Raw genomic sequence first — 20,470 nt, forward strand, 5'->3', positions numbered from 1 at the left:
GACCAATGAATTACTTTGGTGTCTTATAGATATAATTAACGTGATTTATTTATAGAGGGTAATAAAATCAACGACTTAATTAATAGCTAATTTTAAAAACGCTTCTTTTTATTAAGAAGCGTTTTTTATTGCATTATCTTTGTAGCGATGGGAAGAATTTTAGCCATAGATTACGGTACAAAACGAACAGGGTTGGCAGTTACCGATCCAATGCAAATTATAGCATCGGGTTTAACAACTGTTGACACAAAAGAATTGATTCAATATCTAAGAACTTACATAGCTAATGAAGATGTAGAAAAATTTGTAGTTGGTGAGCCCAAGCAAATGGACAATACCGCTTCAGAGAGCGAAGTTCATATTCAGAAGTTTTTAGAAGAGTTGATAAAACAATTTCCTAATATTCCTGTTGAAAGAGTAGATGAACGCTTTACATCTAAAATGGCTTTTCAAACCATGATAGATAGTGGTCTAAAGAAAAAACAACGTCAAAATAAAGCACTTGTAGATGAAATAAGTGCAACCTTAATATTGCAGAGTTATTTAGCTTCAAATTCTTAAATAAGAATTGTACTTTTGCATCCGAAAACAACGAAAATTATGATATTACCAATAGTTGCTTATGGCGATGGCGTATTAAAGAAAAAAGCTAAGGAAATCGATAAAGATTATCCGAACCTCAATGAGCTTATTGAAAACATGTACGAGACGATGTATGGTGCTTATGGTGTTGGTTTAGCTGCGCCACAAATTGGTTTGCCTATCCGTTTATTTTTGGTAGATACCGAGCCTTTTTCAGACGATGAAGATTTAACTGAAAAAGATAAAGAACAAATGAAGAATTTTAAGAAAACATTTATCAATGCACAGATTTTAGAAGAAGAAGGAGATGAATGGGCTTTTAATGAAGGATGTTTGAGTATTCCAGATGTAAGAGAAGATGTTTTTAGAAAACCAAAAATCAAGATTCAATATCAAGATGAAAATTTTGAAACACATATTGAAGAATATGATGGTCTAATCGCTAGAGTTATTCAGCATGAGTACGATCATATCGAAGGAATTTTATTTACCGATAAACTATCATCATTTAAAAAGCGTTTGATAAAAGGAAAGTTGGTAAATATTTCAAAAGGAAAAATTAAAATAGATTATAAAATGCGTTTTCCTGCAATGAGCAAAAAACGTTAATACAAAAAAATTAGATTGTCTGTCACGCTGAGCTTGTCGAAGCGTATATAAGAAGTAAATAGAACAGACTTCGACAGGCTCAGTCTGACAAATTAAAAATTACTATGAGCTTAGATAAAATATTAGCTATTTCTGGTAAGCCAGGATTATACGAAATTGTAACACAAACTAGAACAGGTGCTGTTGTACAATCTTTAGTTGATAAAAAACGAATTACAGTAGGAGCGCACAGCAACATAAGTATATTAAGTGAAATAGCTATTTATACTTTAACAGAAGAAGTACCATTAAAAGATGTACTAAAGAAGGTGAAGGACAAAGAAAATGGTGGGCAAACATCTATTAGTCATAAAGATAGTAAAGATGCTTTAGAAGAGTATTTCTTTGAAGTTTTACCAGATTATGACGAAGATCGTGTGTATGCTTCTGATATTAAAAAGGTGATTCAGTGGTACAATTTACTTCATAAAAACAATCTTTTAGAATCTCTTGAAACTGAAGAAGAAGTAACTGCTTCAGACGAAGAAGAATAAATCATGTCTAGCAAAGCTGCCCAACTAAAAGCCTTTGAACGTTTGCTTATTATTATGGACGAGTTACGAGAGCAATGTCCTTGGGATAAAAAGCAAACAATGGAATCGTTGCGTCATCTCACTATAGAAGAAGTTTACGAACTTGGTGATGCCATTTTAGATAATGACTTAGATGAGGTAAAAAAAGAGTTGGGTGATGTGTTGTTACACATTGTGTTCTATTCTAAAATAGGGAGTGAAACCAAAGATTTTGATATAGCAGATGTATGCAACAGCATCTGCGATAAACTTGTAGAACGTCATCCTCATATTTACGGAGATGTAAAAGTTGAAAACGAGGAAGACGTAAAACGCAATTGGGAGCAATTAAAACTCAAAGAAGGTAAAAAAAGTGTCTTAGAGGGAGTACCAAGAAGTCTCCCAGCAATGGTAAAAGCCAATCGTATACAAGACAAAGTAGCAGGTGTAGGTTTTGATTGGGAACAACCCGAACAGGTCTTTGAAAAAGTAGAGGAGGAACTCTCCGAATTAAAGTCTGAGATTGCCAAAGGCAACCAAGATGCTATTGAAAGTGAGTTTGGTGACGTTTTGTTTTCTTTGATTAACTATGCACGTTTCCTTAAAGTAAACCCTGAAAATGCTTTAGAGCGTACCAATAAAAAATTCATAAAACGCTTTCAGTATCTCGAAAGTAAATCTAAAGAATTAAACAAACCACTAAAAGACATGTCCTTATCTGAAATGGATGTCTTTTGGGAAGAAGCTAAGTCATTGTAAAATATTTGCCACACAGAGCTTGTCGAAGTGTAAAGTAAGTGTAGTTAATATTGTAGGCTTCGACTACGCTCAGCCTGACATTCGGATGATGTTAAAATTCTCCAAAAATTAAATACCAAACATCCAAACGGAAATTACTGACGTAAATAAGGTATATAAAAGCAAAAACGTTTTTATAATCTTAGTAGGAAATCTTAATTATTATTAAGCGGTTGTAATTAAGGTTAATTTAGTTTAGTTAGGGCAAAACCCATCTGTTAGTAGCAGATGGGTTTTGATTTTTTTAGAGTTGATTTTTTGGGTCAACATTACTTATAAGGAAGCTTTTGAGTTTTAAAAATTCTAATTCAGTCATCGATTTTTTAGGAATGAGATAGGTTTCTGTTTTAGAAATCATATGCACAAAAGTAGATGTAAGTGTTAGAGATGTTATATCAATCCACTTTTCTTGAGTTATCTCTTTATCCTGAATAATTTTGAAGTATTCATTAGTTAATGATATTTGGTGTCTTGTGTATTGCTCTACATTGTCTAAATATAATTTTACTTTCTTTCTTACTTTCCATGTTTCATAAGTAACGTCAATTAAATTACCACAAGTGATTAGGGTAATTATACCAAAAATAAATAATGGCATCAAAGAACCACTAGTATCTTCAATATTATGAGAGAAGATTAAAGAAAAGATAATAAAAGATAAGATAAATAAAACCAAAGCCTTTAGGTTAGAAATGCTTCTAAAGTAAAGACCTTGATTTTTATTGAAATAGATTTCTTCAAAGTCTTTTCGATTGAAAGTAAGTTCAATTTCTAAAGACATCGGATTCCTTATATAAAAAAGGTTTAGTTATACATACCACGAAGCTTAGATAATTTAGCTTTCCAAGTTTCTAATTCCTTTTTGTGCTTAGCAATGTTTTTGTGTACATCTTGTACCAATGGGTTATCAGAGTCTATATTGGTAAAAAACTGTAAGTTATTTTCCAGCTGAGTAATTTCAGATTTTACCTCCCCAATTTTCTTACGGATAAAGTTTTGTTCATTGTCTAAAAGTCTGGTGTCATCATCATTGTTGGCCAAGTTTTCAAGCTTACTTTCAAATTTTACCATTTCTAACTTAGACTTTTCCATTTTTAGTTTATCAAACGCTTCATCTATTGCTTTATAAAATTTGCCATCGATATAGCGTTTATTTTGAGGTACATAGCCAATTTCTTTCCAATCGGCAATTCGGGTTTTTAATGCTTCCACATCTGCCTTATTATCGCCAGTAAACTCCATAGATTTTAAGTCGTCAAGTAGTTTTACTTTCTTATCAAAGGCATCATACAAATGTTGATTTTCAGCTTTACGTTGCTCATGCATTCTGTCAAAATAGTGATTGCAAGCATTTTTAAACTGCTTCCAAATTTTGTCACTATCACGTCTTGGTACATGCCCAATTTTTTTCCAATCGTTTTGAATTTTCTTCATAAGGGGAGTAACAACTGCAAAGTCTTCACTGTCCTTATTCTCTTCAGCAATTTTTATAAGCTCTTTTTTCTTCTGGAGATTGTCGTACTGGTCTTTCTTTAAATCTTTATAGAATTTGTTTTTCCCGCGATTAAAGGTTCTAACAGTATCTTTAAACTTTGCCCAAGTAGCCTCGTTTGACTTTAATGGCACTTTTCCTGCATTGAAAAATGCTTCGCGCAAAGCTTCTACTTCTTTTATTTTCTTTTGCCAAGCACTATGGGAATTGGCTTTGTCTTCAGCAACAGCTTGTATTTTTGCTATGATTTCTTCTTTCTTTTCAAGATTTTTTTCATAGGCTTTATCTAAATCAGCGTAGTAAGCTTGACGCTTATCATGAATGGTTTTTGTAGCATTGCTAAAACGCTCCCAGATTTCTTCTCTATGCTCTTTTGCTACAGGACCAAGTTCTTCTTTCCAAAGTTTATGCAGTACTTGGAGTTCTCTAAAAGCACGGTTTACATTGTCATCTTTTGCAAGTTCTTCGGCACGCTCAATAATCTTTAATTTCTGATCATAATTGTGCTTAAAGTCCATATCTCGCAAATCGTTATTGAGATGCAAGAAGTCGTAAAAGCGCTCTACGTGGTGATGGTATGTATTCCAAGCATTATTATACTTATCTCTTGGAATTGGTCCAGCATTACGCCATTTTCCTTGAAGTTCTTTAAAGGTCTTATATGTAGTACTCATATTTTCTTCTACAGAAAGTAGACCTTTAATCTCTTCGATAATAGCTAGTCTGTTTTCGAGATTTTGTTTTAGGTTTTGCTCACGTTCTTTATAATAAGCGCTTATAGACTGCTTATAATCTTTATATAATTGGTTGAATAACTTTTTGGTGTCGTTAGTGTAGTAGAAGTCTATTTCATTGCCACCATCGTTTAAAAATTCTTCTTTTTTCTCCTCAAGAAGTTCGCTGAACTTTTCATTAAATTCAGCTTTTATTTCATTGACTTGTTTAGAAATTGTCTGAATCTTGTGGTGCTTTAAAAGTCTATTAAGCTCTTCTGCCAAAGCTTGCATAGACATGGCATGGTAGTCTTTTTCCTCTACGTCATGGCGCTCAGCATTAGACTCGTCTTCTGCATCCTCAGCATTTGAAGCTTCTATCTCTGCATGTACTTCAGAATCTGCTTTTACCTCATTGTCAGAATCTTGAGTGTTCTCAGCTTCGTTTTTGGCATCAGTATGCTCTTCAACTTGTGGAGTTAATTCTTCTTGTGGAGTAGCTTCTTTTAATTCTACTTCTTTTTTTCCATCTGCATCTTGCAGGTTATCATTCTCAGACATAAGTCAAAATATATTTATTAGGAGGTTAAAGATACTAACAACTCCTTGAATTACAAAGGAAATAGAGGGATGAAGTTTGTTTGTTGAATTCTTGGAATGTTTTCGGTTAGGTATCAGATGGTTTAAACGTTAAATTGTTGAAACGTTTATTCGTTGATGTGTGCAACGGTTTATCTGTTTATTATTGAAAGGTTTACTGATTAGTTTGTATATAAGTTCTTTTGATTGTTAGTTTCACTAATGACTAATCATTCCAAATCTCCCATGATTTTTCTGCTTGTAGTTTTAGCATCTCTAAACCATTAATAGTTGTAGCGCCTTTTATATTTCCATAGTTAAGAAATTTGGTTTCTTCAGGATTATAGATAAGGTCGTACAAAATATGTTGTTCTGTTATGGCTTTGTAAGGGATGTTAGGGCACTCATTTACGTTGGGAAACGTACCAATTGGTGTGCAGTTTATGATGACTTGAAATGAATTAATGATTTCTTCAGTCAATTCAGAATAGGTATAAGTAACACCTTCTTTTTTGGTGCGAGAAACATAATGACGTTCAATGTTTAGTTTCTTTAAAGCATGAGCAATGGCTTTAGATGCACCTCCTGTGCCAAGAATTAAAGCACGTTTATGGTGCTTTTTTAAATGTGGCTTTAACGAGTTTTTAAAACCGTAGTAGTCTGTATTGTAACCAATGAGTTTACCTTTCTTGATTTTTATGGTATTAACTGCGCCAATTTTTTTGGCACGCTTGTTCAATTTATCTAATAGAGGAATAACCTCCTCTTTATAAGGGATGGTAACATTGAGTCCTTTTAAGTTAGAAGTGTTTTCAATAATATCCTTTAGTTCTTCAATTGATTCTAAGTCGAAATTAACATAAGAATGTGGTAAGCCTTCGCTTTTAAATTTATCGGCAAAATACCCTCTTGAAAATGAATAGGAAATGTTTCTTCCTACCAACCCGAATTTAAGCTTTGATTTGTCTTGTGCGTTGTCCATACCATTCTAATCCTAAAACAATGAGGATTCCTAAGCCAATATAAGCAATTGCAATGTAAGTTTCGGTTGTAGCTTCTGGGAAAAGGCGTTTGTAATTTTCAATAATCTGTTTGCCTGTTGAATCCAAAATATAACTGCCTTCAGAATTGGTTTTATAGATGGTTTCTTTCCAAGGCCAAACCACACCTAAAGAGCCAATGATAAATCCTACAATAGTTGCTAGTGTAATGTTTTTGTAATGGTGTAAAATATAGTTTAGTATGTGAGAAAATGTCACTAAACCTGTTACAGAGCCCAATGTAAAAACACCAAGTACTTTAAGCATTCTTATCCTAGCTTCGTTTTTTATGAATTCAAAATTACCAGTAAATATATCTGAAATGGTATCGTAAAGTGCATTGACAGAATCTACTAAAAGTAGAACATAATTTCCGAGTAAAATCAAAATAAATGAACCCGAAAACCCTGGAAGCGTCATACCAGAAACACTAATAATCCCACAGAAAAATACAAACCATAGATTGTCATTTTCTTTTGCAGGATCTAAAAAGCTAATGCTTATACCGATAACAGCTCCTAGGATTAATGCTATAACGGTTTTGCTATTCCAAGCTTTAAAATCTTTACTAATGTAATAGATAGAACCTAATATCATGCCAAAAAAAGCACTCCAAACATAGAGTTCGTAGTTAACGATGAGGTAGTCTAAAATTTTAGAAACACTAAAATAGCTGACAATCATTCCAAAGAATAAAAGCCCTAAGAACTTACCGTTGATATATTGATAAAAGCTTTTAAAACGACCATTGAAAAGTAGTTTAAAGGCAGTTTTATTAACACGTTGAAGCGAATAGATAAATTCTTCGTAGAAACCAGCGACAAAGGCAACAACTCCGCCAGAAACTCCAGGAACTTTATTTGCAGCACCCATTGCCAGCCCTTTTATGACCAAGAAAATACGATCCTTAAAAGTTCTGGTGCTTTGCATTAGATTTTATCTTTTCGGTTTCCTAAATGCTCTAAAATTAAAATCGTAGCAAATCCAACAATAGTAAAAATAATGGCTAAAACTATTTGATTATCTCCATCATAGCTAGACGGTAATATGCTTTGGTCTAATAAGGTAACTTCTTCTCCTTCAGAATTAATTCTGGTTTTTAGAATTTTTTTCCATGGCCATATTTTATTTAGAGAACCAATCATAAAACCGGTCAAAATAGCCAGAGTTAGATTTTTTTGGTGTTTAAACATCCAATTGAGAGCTTTAGAAAAAACTTTTAGCCCAATCACAGCACCAATAGCTAGTAATACAAACTTTAAAAGCGCATCTTTAAATAAATCCATATTACCAGTAAGAAGTCCATCTCGTAAGTTGTTTATGGTATCAATAGCGGTTTGATAGGCACCCAAGATGAGTAGTATAAATGCACCAGAAACGCCAGGTAATATCATAGCGATAATGGCTATAAATCCACAGAATAAAAGATAAAATGGACTATCAGGTGATGCAAATGGTTCAGCAAGGGTAATGAAATAAGAGAGTACTGAGGTAGCGATAATAGCAATTATGATTTTTGCTGACCATCCTTTTATTTGTTTAGCAATGTATATGATGCTTGCAAGTACCAACCCAAAAAAGAAAGACCATAATAGAATGGGTTCATTATGCAAAAGCCATTTTATAAGTTTGGCTAAGGATAAAATACTAATGGCAATGCCAGAAAATAAGGCCAAAAGGAAACTCCCATTAATAGAATTCCACGCTGTTTTAAGGCCTTGTTGTTTCCATACTTTAAAAACACCAAGATTTACTTTATCTATACTCTCTATAAGTTCTTCATATATGCCAGAAATAAAGGCTATTGTGCCACCTGAAACACCTGGTACTACATCCGCAGCTCCCATGGCTACACCCTTAAAAGCAATTATGAAATAGTCTAATAAACGTCTTTGCATTTCTTTTTTATAAGAAGTGCTAAGGTATGGATTTTTTTAGTCGGAAGCCTTTTTTGCTTGTGAAATTATAGCCTTTACCATTGGTCTATCATTAAGCATAGGAAAGAGTTCTGAAATGATAAAACTATAATCTAAATTAAGCTTTAAAGCGTTTCTAAGATGAAAACGTCCTTCTTGTGTTTGATGTATTGAGAAATATAATCCGCCAAGTCTATATTCAATTTCAGGATGTTCAGGGTAAAATTCTGCAGCTTGAATGAGGTTATAAATAGAGGCTTCATATTCTCCCAAAGCAATAAGTATATCAGAACGATCAAGCCAAGTATCAAGTTCATAATTGCCTAACTCTAAGGTTCGTTTATAGCCTATTTCTGCTTCTTCAAGAAAATTTAAACGTTTATTGATGGTTGCATAGAGTTTCCAGTACAATACGTTTTCACCATCAATATTTACGGCTTTTTTAATAAACTTTAACGCATTATGATAGTCTAAGCGTTTCATGTAAAATTTAGTAATGGCAATCCAACCTTTATCTAATAAAGCATCATCTTTAATGGTCTTGTTAAAGAATTGTAAGGCCATGTCATCTTGCCCGAGCTTTTCGTAGCAATGCCCAATTCTTAACAAAGCAAAGGATGTTGGCTCATCTAAAGCTAAAGTTACTTTATAGTTTTCTATAGCTTCCTCGTATTGTTTTAGTTTTTCTAAAACCTTACCTTTTTCTATATAAGCACCTACAAAAGTATCGTCTGAGATAATAGCGAAATCAAAAGCAGCATTAGCCTTTGCGTAATCTTTTATGGTAAAATATTGACGTCCTAGTTGATGCCAAGCGACTTCACAATATGGGTTAGAATCTAAAAAGTTATTAAGATAGCTTATGGCTTCCTCATTTTGGTCAAGAAAATCATAACAGTAAACTATATTGTGCAATGCTGAATAGTCTGTGGTATCGCTTTCCAAACACTTTTTAAAGTATATCACTGCATTTTCAAACTGATCAAGGAATAAGTATTCCATGCCTACTAAAGCATAAAGATCTGCATCCTCTTCTGGTTCTGAGGATAATTCAATTGCAATTAAAAGTGTGTCTATCGCTTTTTCGTGTTCATCTTGTTTAGAAAGTACATTGGCTTTTTGAATATATATTTCTTCGTTAGTGGGTTCAATCTCATGAAGCATGTCTAAAATCTCATCTGCTTCATTAAACTTGTTCTCTATAACTAAGATTTCAACTTGAAATAGTCTAAGGTTGATAGAAGTTGGGTGTTGTTCTAATCCAAGTTTAATGGCACGCTTAGCTAAGGCAATTTTTCCATTTTCGAGATAATGATGGATGATATTTTCAAATTCATCTGAATCAAAAAACAAAATATCATTTGTTTTTAACATGGATTCAAATTTTGTAAGTGGATAGTTCTCGTCTTCGTGACTATAATTCATAAGCGGTTTAAAGATTCACTTATCTAAATTACTGTTATCATCTAATGGTCGTCGTTAAATGCGTTTTTGTTTTTAACAAATTAATTAACATTGATTTAAACTTTTATTGAAATTGATTGATATTTGAAAACCAACAAGTTAGAATAAATCGTGCAGATTAGATGTTGTCTAAAATAGATGTTATTATTTGACAACCTTTAATAATTTCACCTTTAGAAATGGTAAGCGGAGGAGTAATTCTTATGGCTTTAGGTTCAAAAAGTAACCAAAATAAAATCAACCCTTCGTCCTGTGCTTTTAGGATAACTTCATTGGTTATTTCTGAATTATCTACCATTGCAGCTAACATTAACCCTTTTCCTCTAATTTCCTTTATATGCTTATGGTTAAGGTGGGTTCTGATTAATTGTTCTTTCTCCAAAGCTTGTACCATCAGATCAGATTCCGTTATTTCTTTTAAAGTGGCTAAGGCAGCAGCGGCAATAACAGGATTGCCTCCAAAAGTGGTAATGTGTCCTAATTTTGGATTATCGCTTAGTGTTAGCATCATGTCTTTAGACGCCGTAAACGCACCAATAGGCAAACCGCCACCAAGACCTTTGCCCGTTACTACAATATCGGGTTGACAATTATAATTTTCAAAACCAAATAGTTTTCCGGTTCTGCCTATGCCTGGCTGAATTTCATCTAAAATAAAAATAGCTCCAACCTCATTACAACGTTGCTGTACTTTTTGTAGGTAATTATTATGAGGCTCAATAAACCCTGCACCACCTTGTATGGTTTCTAAAATTACAGCTGCTGTTTTATTGGTGATTTGTTCTAAATCTATTTCAGAATTAAATGTAATATGCTTAATATCTGGAATTAATGGTAAAAATGGTGCCTTGCGTTCCTCATAATCCATAAGACTTAAAGAACCCATAGTGTTGCCGTGATAGGCATTCTTTGCAGCTATGATTTCTGTTCTGCCAGTATAACGTCTTGCTAATTTTAGACTGCCTTCTATAGCTTCCGTACCTGAGTTAACCAGATATGTTGTTTCTAAAGGTTGTGGTAAATGTTTAGCTAAAAGTTTTGCAAGTTCTAATGCTGGTTCTTGAATATATTCGCCATAAACCATTACATGTAAGTATTGGTCTAATTGTTTTTTAACAGCATTAACTACTTTAGGATGCGAATGACCTAATGAGCAAGCCGAAACACCTGCAACAAAATCTAAATAAGCTTTACCTTTTTTGTCATAAATATATGAACCTTTAGCGTGGCTAATTTCTAGAGCCAAAGGATGAGGTGTGGTTTGTGCTTGATATTTAAAAAAATCGTCTTGCAATTAAAGTCCTCCTGATGCTTTCAGTTTTTTCTTTTCTTCAGAAACTTCAGCTGGTTTGTTTTTTGGTTCCCAATCCACTTTAGGTTGTGTGGTAATTCGCTCTTTTTTGGGTTCATTTTCTTTTGAATCTCCTTCTTTTTCTCCTTCTTCTTTTGGAAGATTTTGAGCTGCCTTATTAGGTTTGTTAGGTGTAGCTTTACCAGCCTCTTCAACCCGTTCTACCACACTGTCATCCACAAAATCTTCGGGCGGAACATATTCATCTAGACCAGAAATTTTAGGTAAAACTAAAGGCGGATCATCATTAAATAAATCTTCGACAGAGTTAGGCCGTTCTTCGCCACGCCAATCAAAACCTCTAAGTCTCCTAGCGTTTCTAGGGAAATCGGGTTCTGGGAAAATGTTACCATCAATTTGGTTAATAAAACGCACTTCCTCAATAGCTTGTTCTACAATTTGAATATTAATGCTACCAGATTTAGATTTCTGAATCCCAATTAATTCGTTAGTTTCATTTCGCATATACCTTATGGTTTCTGCATTTTTAATAATGTCAACATTATAGAGCTCATTATCTCTGAATAATCCGATAAGTTGCTGACCTTTTATTTGATTGTAGCCATCTTCACTTATAGTGTCCTTACTCACCAAAAAAGCATTATTAAATACTTTTAAAGAATCTAGTTTCTCGGTTTCCACATTAGAAATCAAATGAATGGTATCACCAGTCATTTGGTTACCGATGTTCCATAGTACAGGTTTTCGAGCTGTTGCAAAAGCATCTGTAGAACTAAATCTACTTAGGTTTATAAGTTCGGTTAATCCTGTTTTATGGTTAACATGGATAGAGTCTGCTTTACCTGCTAAATCACTTTTGTAAAGTTTGGCATTATAGTAGGCTCTTGTAATCCTGTTATCTTCTTTACCTGTAACCATCAAGGTGTCTGCATGCAGATACACCGAATCTTTTTCTTGTACTGTAATAGCCAAAGCACGTTTGGTAATAAAAACAGAATCTTTATCACGCCAAACTTCAGCATAATGTCCTCTTACAATGCTGTTATTTATGGTATCTGTAACGGTAATATTGTTAGTGGCAGAAGCAAAACTACGATTACGGTCAAAGTAGATGCTATCTCCTTCAATAGTTCGGTTATCATAATCTATTTTGGCATTACGCTGAAAATAGCCTGTATTGGCTTTGGTGTCGTAAAAACCACGTTCTGTGTAAATGTTACTTTCTTCACCAACTATGGTTGAAGGGCCAAACAAATAGGCATGGCCATTATCCGGGAAAAAATCGAGGCGTTCAGTGTTTAAAGTATAATCAGGATTTACAAGAACCACATCTTTTGTAAACTGATATTTTTTAGCATTCATGTAGTAGCGACCAATTTGACTGGTAATGGTACCTGATGAGTCCCTCACCACCTTGCCGCTAGTATCATAATAAGCGAGTTGACGAGTTCTGTCAAAATAAAGCTTATCGGTTGTTAAAACAGAATTGGGTTCGGTCAACACTACATCGCCTTTTGCGACAGCAATTTCTGTTTTGCCACTATAATCTACATATTTGGCAATCATAGTAATTGAGTCGCCTTGCTGCATGTTAACATTGCTAAAGGCTTCAATATAATCTTGATCCTGATAGTAAACGGCTTTGTCGCACCATAGGTTTACACCTTTATGAACAAAGTGAACTTGCTGTGACTCGTCTCTCAAAAAAACGAAGGCACCATCTTCAATTTCTGGATCTGAAGTAGCGATACCAGCGTACTCAATGGTGATTTTTTGTTTTTCTTGAGCAAAACTAATCGCTGATAGAAAAATAGTAGTGATTAGAAGTAGATTCTTTAAACTATTCAAAGCCATATGGTTTTTAAAAATAACACTAATCAATTAGCTTTAGTATGGATTAACAGTTTTTTTAACAGAATCTAAAAATTCAAAAATTATACCGTTTTCCTAACGATAGTCTGTTTACGATCAGGACCAACAGAAACTATTGTAATAGGAATATTAAGTTCTTTTTCTAAAAACTCAACATAGTCATTAAAGGCTTTTGGTAATTGTGATGCTTCGGTCATTTCCGTTAAATCCTCAGACCAACCTTTAACTTCTGTGTAAATTGGCGTTACGTTTTCTTCTTCAATATTGTATGGAAGATGTGTAATTGTTTTACCCTTGTAATTATAAGCCGTACATACTTTTAAGGTTTTAAAACCTGAGAGTACATCACCCTTCATCATAATTAATTGCGTAACTCCATTAACCTGGCAGGCGTAACGTAAAGCCACCAAATCTAACCAACCACAACGTCTTGGACGACCTGTTGTAGCACCAAACTCATGACCAACACGTCCCATAGTTTCTCCAGCTTCGTCAAACAATTCCGTTGGAAAAGGACCAGAGCCAACACGCGTCGTGTAGGCTTTAAAAATTCCAAAGACATCACCAATTTGATTTGGTGCTACACCTAAACCTGTACAAGCACCCGCAGCTGTAGTATTGGATGATGTTACAAATGGATACGTACCAAAATCGATATCTAAAAGCGATCCTTGAGCGCCTTCTGCTAAAATCGTTTTGCCAGATTGTTGTGCTTGGTGGACATATTCTTCAGAATCGATAAAAGTTAAGGTTTTAAGCGTTTCAATAGCATCAAAGAATTCAGCTTCAAGTTCTTTTAAGTTATATTGAATATCAACATTGTAGAAGTCTATCATAGCTTCGTGCTTATCGGCTAAAGCTCTGTATTTTTCTTTCCAGTCGGCTAATTCAATATCTCCAACTCTAATGCCATTTCTACCAGTTTTGTCCATATATGTTGGACCAATACCTTTGAGCGTAGAACCTATTTTTGCTTTTCCTTTTGAAGTTTCGCTCGCAGCATCCAGTAAGCGATGCGTAGGTAAAATGATATGTGCCTTACGCGAGATGCAGAGGGATTTTTTATAATCGACATTTTGCTCGTCTAATTTGTTTAATTCCTTTTTAAAAATAACAGGATCTATAACCACTCCGTTACCAACTAAATTTACGGTATTATCGTGGAAAATCCCAGAAGGTATGGTGTGTAATACATGCTTTCTACCGTTAAAAACTAAGGTATGACCAGCGTTTGGGCCACCTTGAAAGCGTGCAATAATATCGTATTTAGAGGTGAATACATCGACAATTTTCCCTTTGCCTTCATCTCCCCATTGTAATCCAAGTAGTAAGTCTACTGCCATTTTAAAAAATTAGTTAGTCGTCTTTTTTACGATTGCCGTAAAAGTATAGTGAATGATTAGTTATTTCAATATCAAAAACCTCCTCGATGGTTTTTTTAATGGATTGAATGCGAGGATCACAGAATTCTATAACCTCACCAGTATCAGTAAGAATCACATGGTCGTGCTGCTTATCAAAATAAGACTTTTCATAATGTGCTTGATTTTGACCAAATTGATGTTTTCTTACCAAGTTGCAATCTAAAAGTAATTCTATGGTGTTGTAAAGTGTTGCTCTACTAACACGATAGTTTTTGTTTTTCATTTTAATGTAGAGTGATTCTATATCAAAATGCTCTTGACTATCGTATATTTCCTGAAGTATAGCATAACGTTCAGGTGTTTTTCTATGACCTTTATCTTCAAGGAATTGGGTAAAAACGCGTTTTACAATTTCCTGATTACTTTCTTCTGTAGTTGCATTCATAATTAAGCTGCAAATTTACGTAAAAATATAGGATATGGTTGATTTAATTTTACATTAAAACCGAAAGAAATGAACAAGTTTTCAAGACTTCATAATCCATTAAGATTAAACTCTTATAACTTTATCAATCCCATTGATTTTTTTGAGTTTATCAATAAGGTTTTTGAGCATGGTTTGGTTTTTTACTTCAACCATAATATCTCCATTAAAAATACCATCATCACTAGAAAAGCTAATACTTTTCATATTAACGTGAAGGTTTTCTGAAATGAGTTTTGTAATATCATTTACCAAGCCAAGATTGTCAATTCCAGATAGTTTGATGTGTGATGTGTAAGTACGTTGTGTTGAATCTATCCATTTTGCTGACATTATTCGGTAAGCGTAATTAGACTGAAGACTTACGGCATTTGGACAGTTCTTTTTGTGCACCTTAATACCATCGTTTATGGTAACAAATCCAAATACTTGATCACCTGGAATAGGATTACAGCAGTTTGCTAGAGTATAATTAAGACGTTCTTCCTCTTTACCAAAAACGAGCATGTCATACCTAGATGTAATCTCATCTTTGTCAATATCTTTATTAGGTACGTCTGGCTTACGAATCTTACTCTTTATATAAGTCATAAGAGCATTGCTTCTAGACGAAGCAAAGGCTTTGAGCTTGGTGTTGTCTATAGTGCCAATACCAACACGATAAAATAAATCTAAAGAGGTTTTGAGCTTAAAGTAATTCACCAACTCATTCACAGTTTTTTCATTGAGAGTGATTTTGAGTTGTTTCAGTTTACGTCTCAAAATTTCCTTTCCTTCTTCGGCTATCTCTTTTGTATGTGCGTTTAAGGCAGTTTTAATTTTGCTTCTAGCTCTGGCAGTAGTAGCATAATCTAACCAGTTAACATTAGGTTTTGCATTGTCTGAGGTTAAGATTTCTACACGATCACCACTTTGTAGTTCATGACTAAGTGGTACTAATTTTCCATTAACTTTAGCTCCGCGAGTTTTCATACCAACTTCGGTATGGATACTAAAAGCAAAGTCGAGTGGAGTAGCGCCTTTTGGCAACGATTTTAAGTCTCCTTTTGGTGAAAACACAAAGATTTCCTTAGAGTAGAGGTTGAGTTTAAATTGCTCTACAAAGTCAACAGCATCACCTTCATTGTTTTCTAAAGCTTCTTGAAGCCTGTTGATCCACATATCTAAGTTGTCCTCTTTGTCGTTAGCATTTTTGTATTTGTAGTGTGCTGCATACCCTTTTTCGGCAATCTCATTCATGCGTTCACTACGAATTTGCACTTCTACCCATCTACTTTTTGGCCCAACAACAGTAATATGCAATGCTTCATAACCAGTGGATTTTGGTGATGAAATCCAATCGCGTAAACGGATTGGGTTTGGTGTAAAGTGGTCAGTAACGATGGAGTAAATTTTCCAAGCTAAAAACTTCTCGTTTTCAAGGTCGGATTTATAAATGATTCTTACCGCAAACTTATCATAGACTTCATCAAAAGACACACCTTGTTTTACCATTTTTCGTCTAATGCTAAAAATGGATTTTGGCCGTCCCTTAATCTCGTAGTTAAGACCTTCTTTATTCAATGATTTTTCAATGACTTGGGAAAACGCTTTTATATAAGCATCTTGCTCTTCTTTGCTTTCTTGCATTTTCTCTGCAATGTCATTGTAAACTTCGGGTTCGGTATATTTTAGACCTAAATCCTCAAGTTCGGTTTTAATGTTATAAAGCCCTATTCTGTGTGCTAAAGGTGCATAGATGTATAAGGTTTCTGAAGCAATTTTTACCTGTTTGTCGTCTCGCATAGATTCCATGGTCTGCATGTTGTGCAAACGGTCTGCAATCTTGATAATGATAACACGGACATCCTCATTAAGGGTGAGCAGCATTTTACGGAAGTTTTCCGCTTGCAACGACACGTCCATTTCCTTGTTGAGCACGGATATTTTGGTTAGCCCATCAACAATTCTTGCCACGGTTTCGCCAAAAAGACGTTCCATATCTGCAATGGTATAATTTGGGTTGTCCTCAACCACATCATGAAGTAAGGCAGCGGCAATAGAAGTAGCATCAAGACCAATCTCTTGGGCAACAATTTTTGCCACGGCAATGGGATGAAAAATATAAGCCTCGCCAGACTTGCGTCGTTGGTCTTTGTGCGCATCTAGAGCGACTTCAAAAGCGTGGCGAATCAATTTTTTATCGTCCTTGCTTAAGGTCTGATAGCTTACTCTGAGTAACTCTTTGTAGGCTTGCGCAATGGCTGCATTTTCTTTTTCAATGTCTACTTCAGTCATAACAACTAAAGTAAACAAAGTCTATGAGATAGGCAATGGGATTTTTTGAGGAATTTTTGGTGGTTTTGTTAACGGTTTGGCTATGGTTTCGTTGCATGAAAATCCGCTAGGATTTTCCTCCGTAAACCTAAGATAGCAAATTTGCGAGGACTTTCCGAAAGGAAAGTCAGAAGCAATGAACTATAGCCGTTGTTGTACGTAGGTTTTTTTAATTCAGTTTAATTATTTCAGGTTCATTTTCAGACGCAACATTTATTATATGATTCAGCGTTATAAATGCATAATGCTTAAAATCTCCAGGATAGTCAGAAGAGGCATTCATATCCGCTTTTATATAATTCAAAAAATTTGAGTCAGAATATATTCGTAATCGGTTTCCAGAATATTTCTCGTTTTCAGTTAGTTTGTCAAATCGCTCATCGATTACCGAATAAGAGATGTAATTCTCAAATTTCACCTTAAATCGGTTGCAATTTTGGTCAGAATTAATTCTGCGAGCAGGTCCAATGTTAATTCCGTTAATGATTACATTTTCTTCTTTTTCCGAAACAGTACAAATTGTCAGCTCAAATTCAAATGAGTTTTCATTTGGCTCTTTTAGTTCAGATGCAAAAATGTTTTTTTCGTTATTTATTTCTTCGTAGTAATTCATTTTTCAACTTACGTACAACTATCTTGATAGGGACTTTTTTAATTGTCTATATCAGACGTTAACGAAGTTCGACTTTTTATTTTATAAAGTCAAGCTCATCACTTTTTTAAATTCTTAACTCTTGCAGCAATGTAGGATGAGAATAGTCAATAAATAAATAAGCTTTGTGCGGTGTGAGGTTGCTCAAGCTATTTTTGTAGTTATTTTTAGTAACTATCTGGACTTAGGCAAAAAATAGAATGTTTTAACATAATAGTTAATGTCTAGCTAGATTTAGCTATTCTTTAATACATCTAATTCCGCCACCAATTCTAATAGAGTTGTCAGAATAGAGAATACTTTCTGTATCAAATAGCTGTACCATAACTCTAGTTCTTGAGCCTATTGGTAAGTCTGTATTAACATTAGTTGTTGCCCAAGTGCAAATACCTTGTCCAAGAGTAGGGCCACCAAAAGCATTAATATAACCATTTGGCAAACCATTGAAGCCAATGGCATTTGTCCCATTACCAGAACTAGGAAGCCAACCATTTGAAGACTTTAAGGCAGTTGCTTCTTGATTTTCAAAACCATTTTCTGATAAGTAATTTTCTAATTCTTCAAAATCTGCTCGCGTTGGAATGCGCCAACCTTCTGGCGCTAACTTTCCACTTTCTATTGTCCAATGATTGTACATTGCTCCATAAAAATCAAATGGTAATTCTTCATCAACCACATTATTCAGGTCACTTGTATCTGCCCAAATGTATTGAGGTACTTCATTTGGTAGATCTCCCCAATCCATCCCATTAACATGTAGCGTAATCGGTGTACCATCATTAAGTGTCGTAGTTTTTAAATTTTCAAGCATCCAAACTTGGTTTCCAACTGTTATGGTGTTGTAAACATTACCGTCTATGTCTGTAACGGTTAACTCTGGATTTTGATTGGAGTTAGGATCATCATCTGAGCATGCAGCAAATATTAGTAATGTAAAAACTAAAATTTTAAATTTCTTTAATGATTTCATTTATCAATAGTTATTTGTTTTTAATAGGCTAAATGCAATGCCCAGATTATCATAGAGGTGGGTTTGCAATTTTATTAATGGGTATTTCATTCTATGTTTTTTATATAACAACTCAACAAATAAAACTCCTTTTAATCACTTTCTTAAATTCTTAACTCTCTGCAACAATGTAGGATGCGAATAATGCGCAAACACATAGGCTTTGTGAGGTGTGAGGTTGCTCAAACTGTTTTTTGAGAGCTTTTTTAATGAAGTTATTAATGGTTCAGCTTTGTATGTGTTTTTAGCATAGTCATCGGCTTGGTACTCAAATACTCGTGAGACATAATTCATTATTAAACCCGTGACTTCCGAAATGGGTGAGTAGAGCAGACCAAAAGCAATTAACCCAACATGAAAACTTGGTGTTGCCACACCAATAGCATTAGACAATAATGGATTTGAAATAAAAACCGATAAAATATAGAGTGTCAATCCAGTTAATAACACTGAAGTAACCAGATTAAAAATGATGTGTTTGCGTTTGTAATGCCCAACTTCGTGTGCTAAAACAGCTACGATTTCTTCATCATCTAAATCATTGACCAAAGTATCGTACAGTGTCACACGTTTTTCGCTTCCAAAACCAGAGAAATAAGCATTAGCTTTGGTACTGCGTTTAGACCCATCGATAATGAAAATTTTGTTCAGGCTAAAGCCTACAGACTTGGCATAATCCGAAATCTTGTTACGCAATTCTCCATCTTCTAAAGGGGTCTGTTTATTAAACATGGGCACAATTAATCGCGAATAAAACATATTCATAAATACCGTAAATACGGTTACAATTCCCCAAGCGTACAACCAAAATTGGTTACCAGTGATTTGATAAAACCAAATGATTAGGGCAATAATACCTCCGCCAAGTAAAACCATCATTAATAAGCCTTTGAGTTTATCTAAAATGAAGGTTTTTTTTGTGGTTTTATTGAAGCCGAATTTTTCTTCAATTACAAAAGTTTTGTAGTATGCAAAGGGTGTGGTGATAATATCGCTGGCAATCATAATAATGCCGAAGAAAATTAGGCCAATGATTATGGGATTTTCAGAATAACTTCTGGCAATAGTATCAACATACTCAAAACCATCTAACAACAGAAAACCTAATGTCAGCGCTAAAGAGAATAGCGATGACCAAACACCAAATCTATAATTCGTGGCTTTGTAGGCTTGCGATTTTTTATACTCGTCAGCACCATACACGTCATCTAATTCTTCTGGAATGGCATCATTAAAATGTTTGGCATTTAGAGCATCAAGAATTTTATCTTTTATAAAGTTGATAAGGATGATGGCTATGATGATATAGAAAAGGGTTTGTGCGGTCATTTTACTCAATTAGTGATTAATAATGAATAATTAATAATTTGGTTATTCCTTTGAGGATTCTATGATTTTAAATAAAATTTTTAGAATGCTTGAGAGTTCATTTTCTAAAACGTCAAACTCTTCAGTTGTTATATAGTGTGTGTCTTTAAGAATCCTTAGCCAATAATATGTTTCTCTTGCTTCTTTGTATGAAATAGATATTTTTGCTCTAAAGTCCTTTTTTGATATTCCACCAATGGCTTCCTCTACATTTGCACCAATAGAAGTTCCAGATTTTAAGATCTGTCTTGATAAAACATATTCGTTTTTTGAGACAAGAGCCTTGCTAAGATTTACTATTGATATGGCAAAATTATAAGTCTTTGAGGCAATTATATTGTCTTTCATT

19 protein-coding genes are annotated in these 20,470 nt (G+C 34.2%); 4 read left to right on the forward strand and 15 right to left on the reverse strand.

Going from position 1 to position 20,470, the window contains the following annotated elements; genetic code table 11:
- Positions 1 to 147: 147 nt before the first annotated feature.
- The 4 genes from ruvX to mazG all read left to right on the forward strand — a co-directional run bounded on the left by ruvX (position 148) and on the right by mazG (position 2,501).
- Positions 148 to 561: a Holliday junction resolvase RuvX gene (gene ruvX / locus ACPX19_RS09150; protein WP_426429701.1), complete on the forward strand. Its 414-nt coding sequence runs from the start codon at positions 148 to 150 to the stop codon at positions 559 to 561.
- A 39-nt stretch (positions 562 to 600) separates the two neighbouring features.
- Positions 601 to 1,191, forward strand: a complete 591-nt coding sequence (gene def, locus ACPX19_RS09155; RefSeq protein WP_426429702.1) for a peptide deformylase — start codon at positions 601 to 603, stop codon at positions 1,189 to 1,191.
- A gap of 104 nt (positions 1,192 to 1,295) precedes the next feature.
- Positions 1,296 to 1,724 carry a DUF5606 domain-containing protein gene (locus ACPX19_RS09160; protein ID WP_426429703.1) on the forward strand — a complete coding sequence of 143 codons (429 nt, stop codon included), beginning with the start codon at positions 1,296 to 1,298 and terminating at the stop codon, positions 1,722 to 1,724.
- Between the two features lie 3 nt (positions 1,725 to 1,727).
- Complete coding sequence (gene mazG / locus ACPX19_RS09165) at positions 1,728 to 2,501, forward strand: nucleoside triphosphate pyrophosphohydrolase (protein ID WP_426429704.1); 774 nt, start codon at positions 1,728 to 1,730, stop codon at positions 2,499 to 2,501.
- A 283-nt stretch (positions 2,502 to 2,784) separates the two neighbouring features.
- Here the strand turns inward: mazG and ACPX19_RS09170 are convergent, their stop codons facing one another.
- The 15 genes from ACPX19_RS09170 to ACPX19_RS09240 all read right to left on the reverse strand — a co-directional run bounded on the left by ACPX19_RS09170 (position 2,785) and on the right by ACPX19_RS09240 (position 20,469).
- Entirely contained in the window at positions 2,785 to 3,321 is a 537-nt protein-coding gene (locus ACPX19_RS09170; RefSeq protein WP_426429705.1) for a hypothetical protein, read from the reverse strand.
- 23 nt (positions 3,322 to 3,344) lie between these two features.
- Positions 3,345 to 5,306, reverse strand: a complete 1,962-nt coding sequence (locus tag ACPX19_RS09175) for a DUF349 domain-containing protein (protein ID WP_426429706.1) — start codon at positions 5,304 to 5,306, stop codon at positions 3,345 to 3,347.
- Between the two features lie 244 nt (positions 5,307 to 5,550).
- The gene (locus ACPX19_RS09180; RefSeq protein WP_426429707.1) at positions 5,551 to 6,306 is read right to left on the reverse strand and encodes a shikimate dehydrogenase family protein; all 756 of its coding nucleotides are present in this window, start codon (positions 6,304 to 6,306) and stop codon (positions 5,551 to 5,553) included.
- Entirely contained in the window at positions 6,275 to 7,294 is a 1,020-nt protein-coding gene (locus ACPX19_RS09185) for a DUF368 domain-containing protein (protein WP_426429708.1), read from the reverse strand. Before ACPX19_RS09185 ends, ACPX19_RS09180 begins: the two co-directional genes overlap by 32 nt.
- Positions 7,294 to 8,262 carry a DUF368 domain-containing protein gene (locus ACPX19_RS09190; RefSeq protein WP_426429709.1) on the reverse strand — a complete coding sequence of 323 codons (969 nt, stop codon included), beginning with the start codon at positions 8,260 to 8,262 and terminating at the stop codon, positions 7,294 to 7,296. Before ACPX19_RS09190 ends, ACPX19_RS09185 begins: the two co-directional genes overlap by 1 nt.
- Before the next feature lie 36 nt (positions 8,263 to 8,298).
- Positions 8,299 to 9,705 (reverse strand): tetratricopeptide repeat protein, encoded by a 1,407-nt coding sequence (locus ACPX19_RS09195; protein WP_426429710.1) that lies wholly within the window; start codon positions 9,703 to 9,705, stop codon positions 8,299 to 8,301.
- 157 nt (positions 9,706 to 9,862) lie between these two features.
- The gene (locus ACPX19_RS09200; RefSeq protein WP_426429711.1) at positions 9,863 to 11,038 is read right to left on the reverse strand and encodes an aspartate aminotransferase family protein; all 1,176 of its coding nucleotides are present in this window, start codon (positions 11,036 to 11,038) and stop codon (positions 9,863 to 9,865) included.
- Complete coding sequence (locus ACPX19_RS09205) at positions 11,039 to 12,910, reverse strand: OstA-like protein (RefSeq protein WP_426429712.1); 1,872 nt, start codon at positions 12,908 to 12,910, stop codon at positions 11,039 to 11,041. It abuts the gene before it with no gap.
- An 80-nt stretch (positions 12,911 to 12,990) separates the two neighbouring features.
- A complete protein-coding gene (locus ACPX19_RS09210; RefSeq protein WP_426429713.1) occupies positions 12,991 to 14,271 on the reverse strand; it encodes an adenylosuccinate synthase in 1,281 nt (426 codons plus the stop codon).
- 13 nt (positions 14,272 to 14,284) lie between these two features.
- Entirely contained in the window at positions 14,285 to 14,737 is a 453-nt protein-coding gene (locus ACPX19_RS09215; RefSeq protein WP_426429714.1) for a Fur family transcriptional regulator, read from the reverse strand.
- Positions 14,738 to 14,842: 105 nt separating this feature from the next.
- On the reverse strand, positions 14,843 to 17,053 hold the full coding sequence (locus ACPX19_RS09220) for a RelA/SpoT family protein (RefSeq protein WP_426429715.1): 2,211 nt from the start codon (positions 17,051 to 17,053) through the stop codon (positions 14,843 to 14,845).
- Between the two features lie 208 nt (positions 17,054 to 17,261).
- Complete coding sequence (locus ACPX19_RS09225; RefSeq protein ID WP_426429716.1) at positions 17,262 to 17,705, reverse strand: hypothetical protein; 444 nt, start codon at positions 17,703 to 17,705, stop codon at positions 17,262 to 17,264.
- Between the two features lie 277 nt (positions 17,706 to 17,982).
- Entirely contained in the window at positions 17,983 to 18,714 is a 732-nt protein-coding gene (locus ACPX19_RS09230) for an FISUMP domain-containing protein (RefSeq protein ID WP_426429717.1), read from the reverse strand.
- Between the two features lie 135 nt (positions 18,715 to 18,849).
- Positions 18,850 to 20,082, reverse strand: coding sequence for a M48 family metallopeptidase (locus ACPX19_RS09235; protein WP_426429718.1), 1,233 nt, complete (start codon positions 20,080 to 20,082; stop codon positions 18,850 to 18,852).
- A 42-nt stretch (positions 20,083 to 20,124) separates the two neighbouring features.
- Entirely contained in the window at positions 20,125 to 20,469 is a 345-nt protein-coding gene (locus ACPX19_RS09240) for a four helix bundle protein (RefSeq protein WP_426429719.1), read from the reverse strand.
- Position 20,470: the final 1 nt, after the last annotated feature.

It is taken from the genome of Winogradskyella sp. HB-48, assembly GCF_049942685.1.
Taxonomy (GTDB): Bacteria; Bacteroidota; Bacteroidia; order Flavobacteriales; family Flavobacteriaceae; genus Winogradskyella.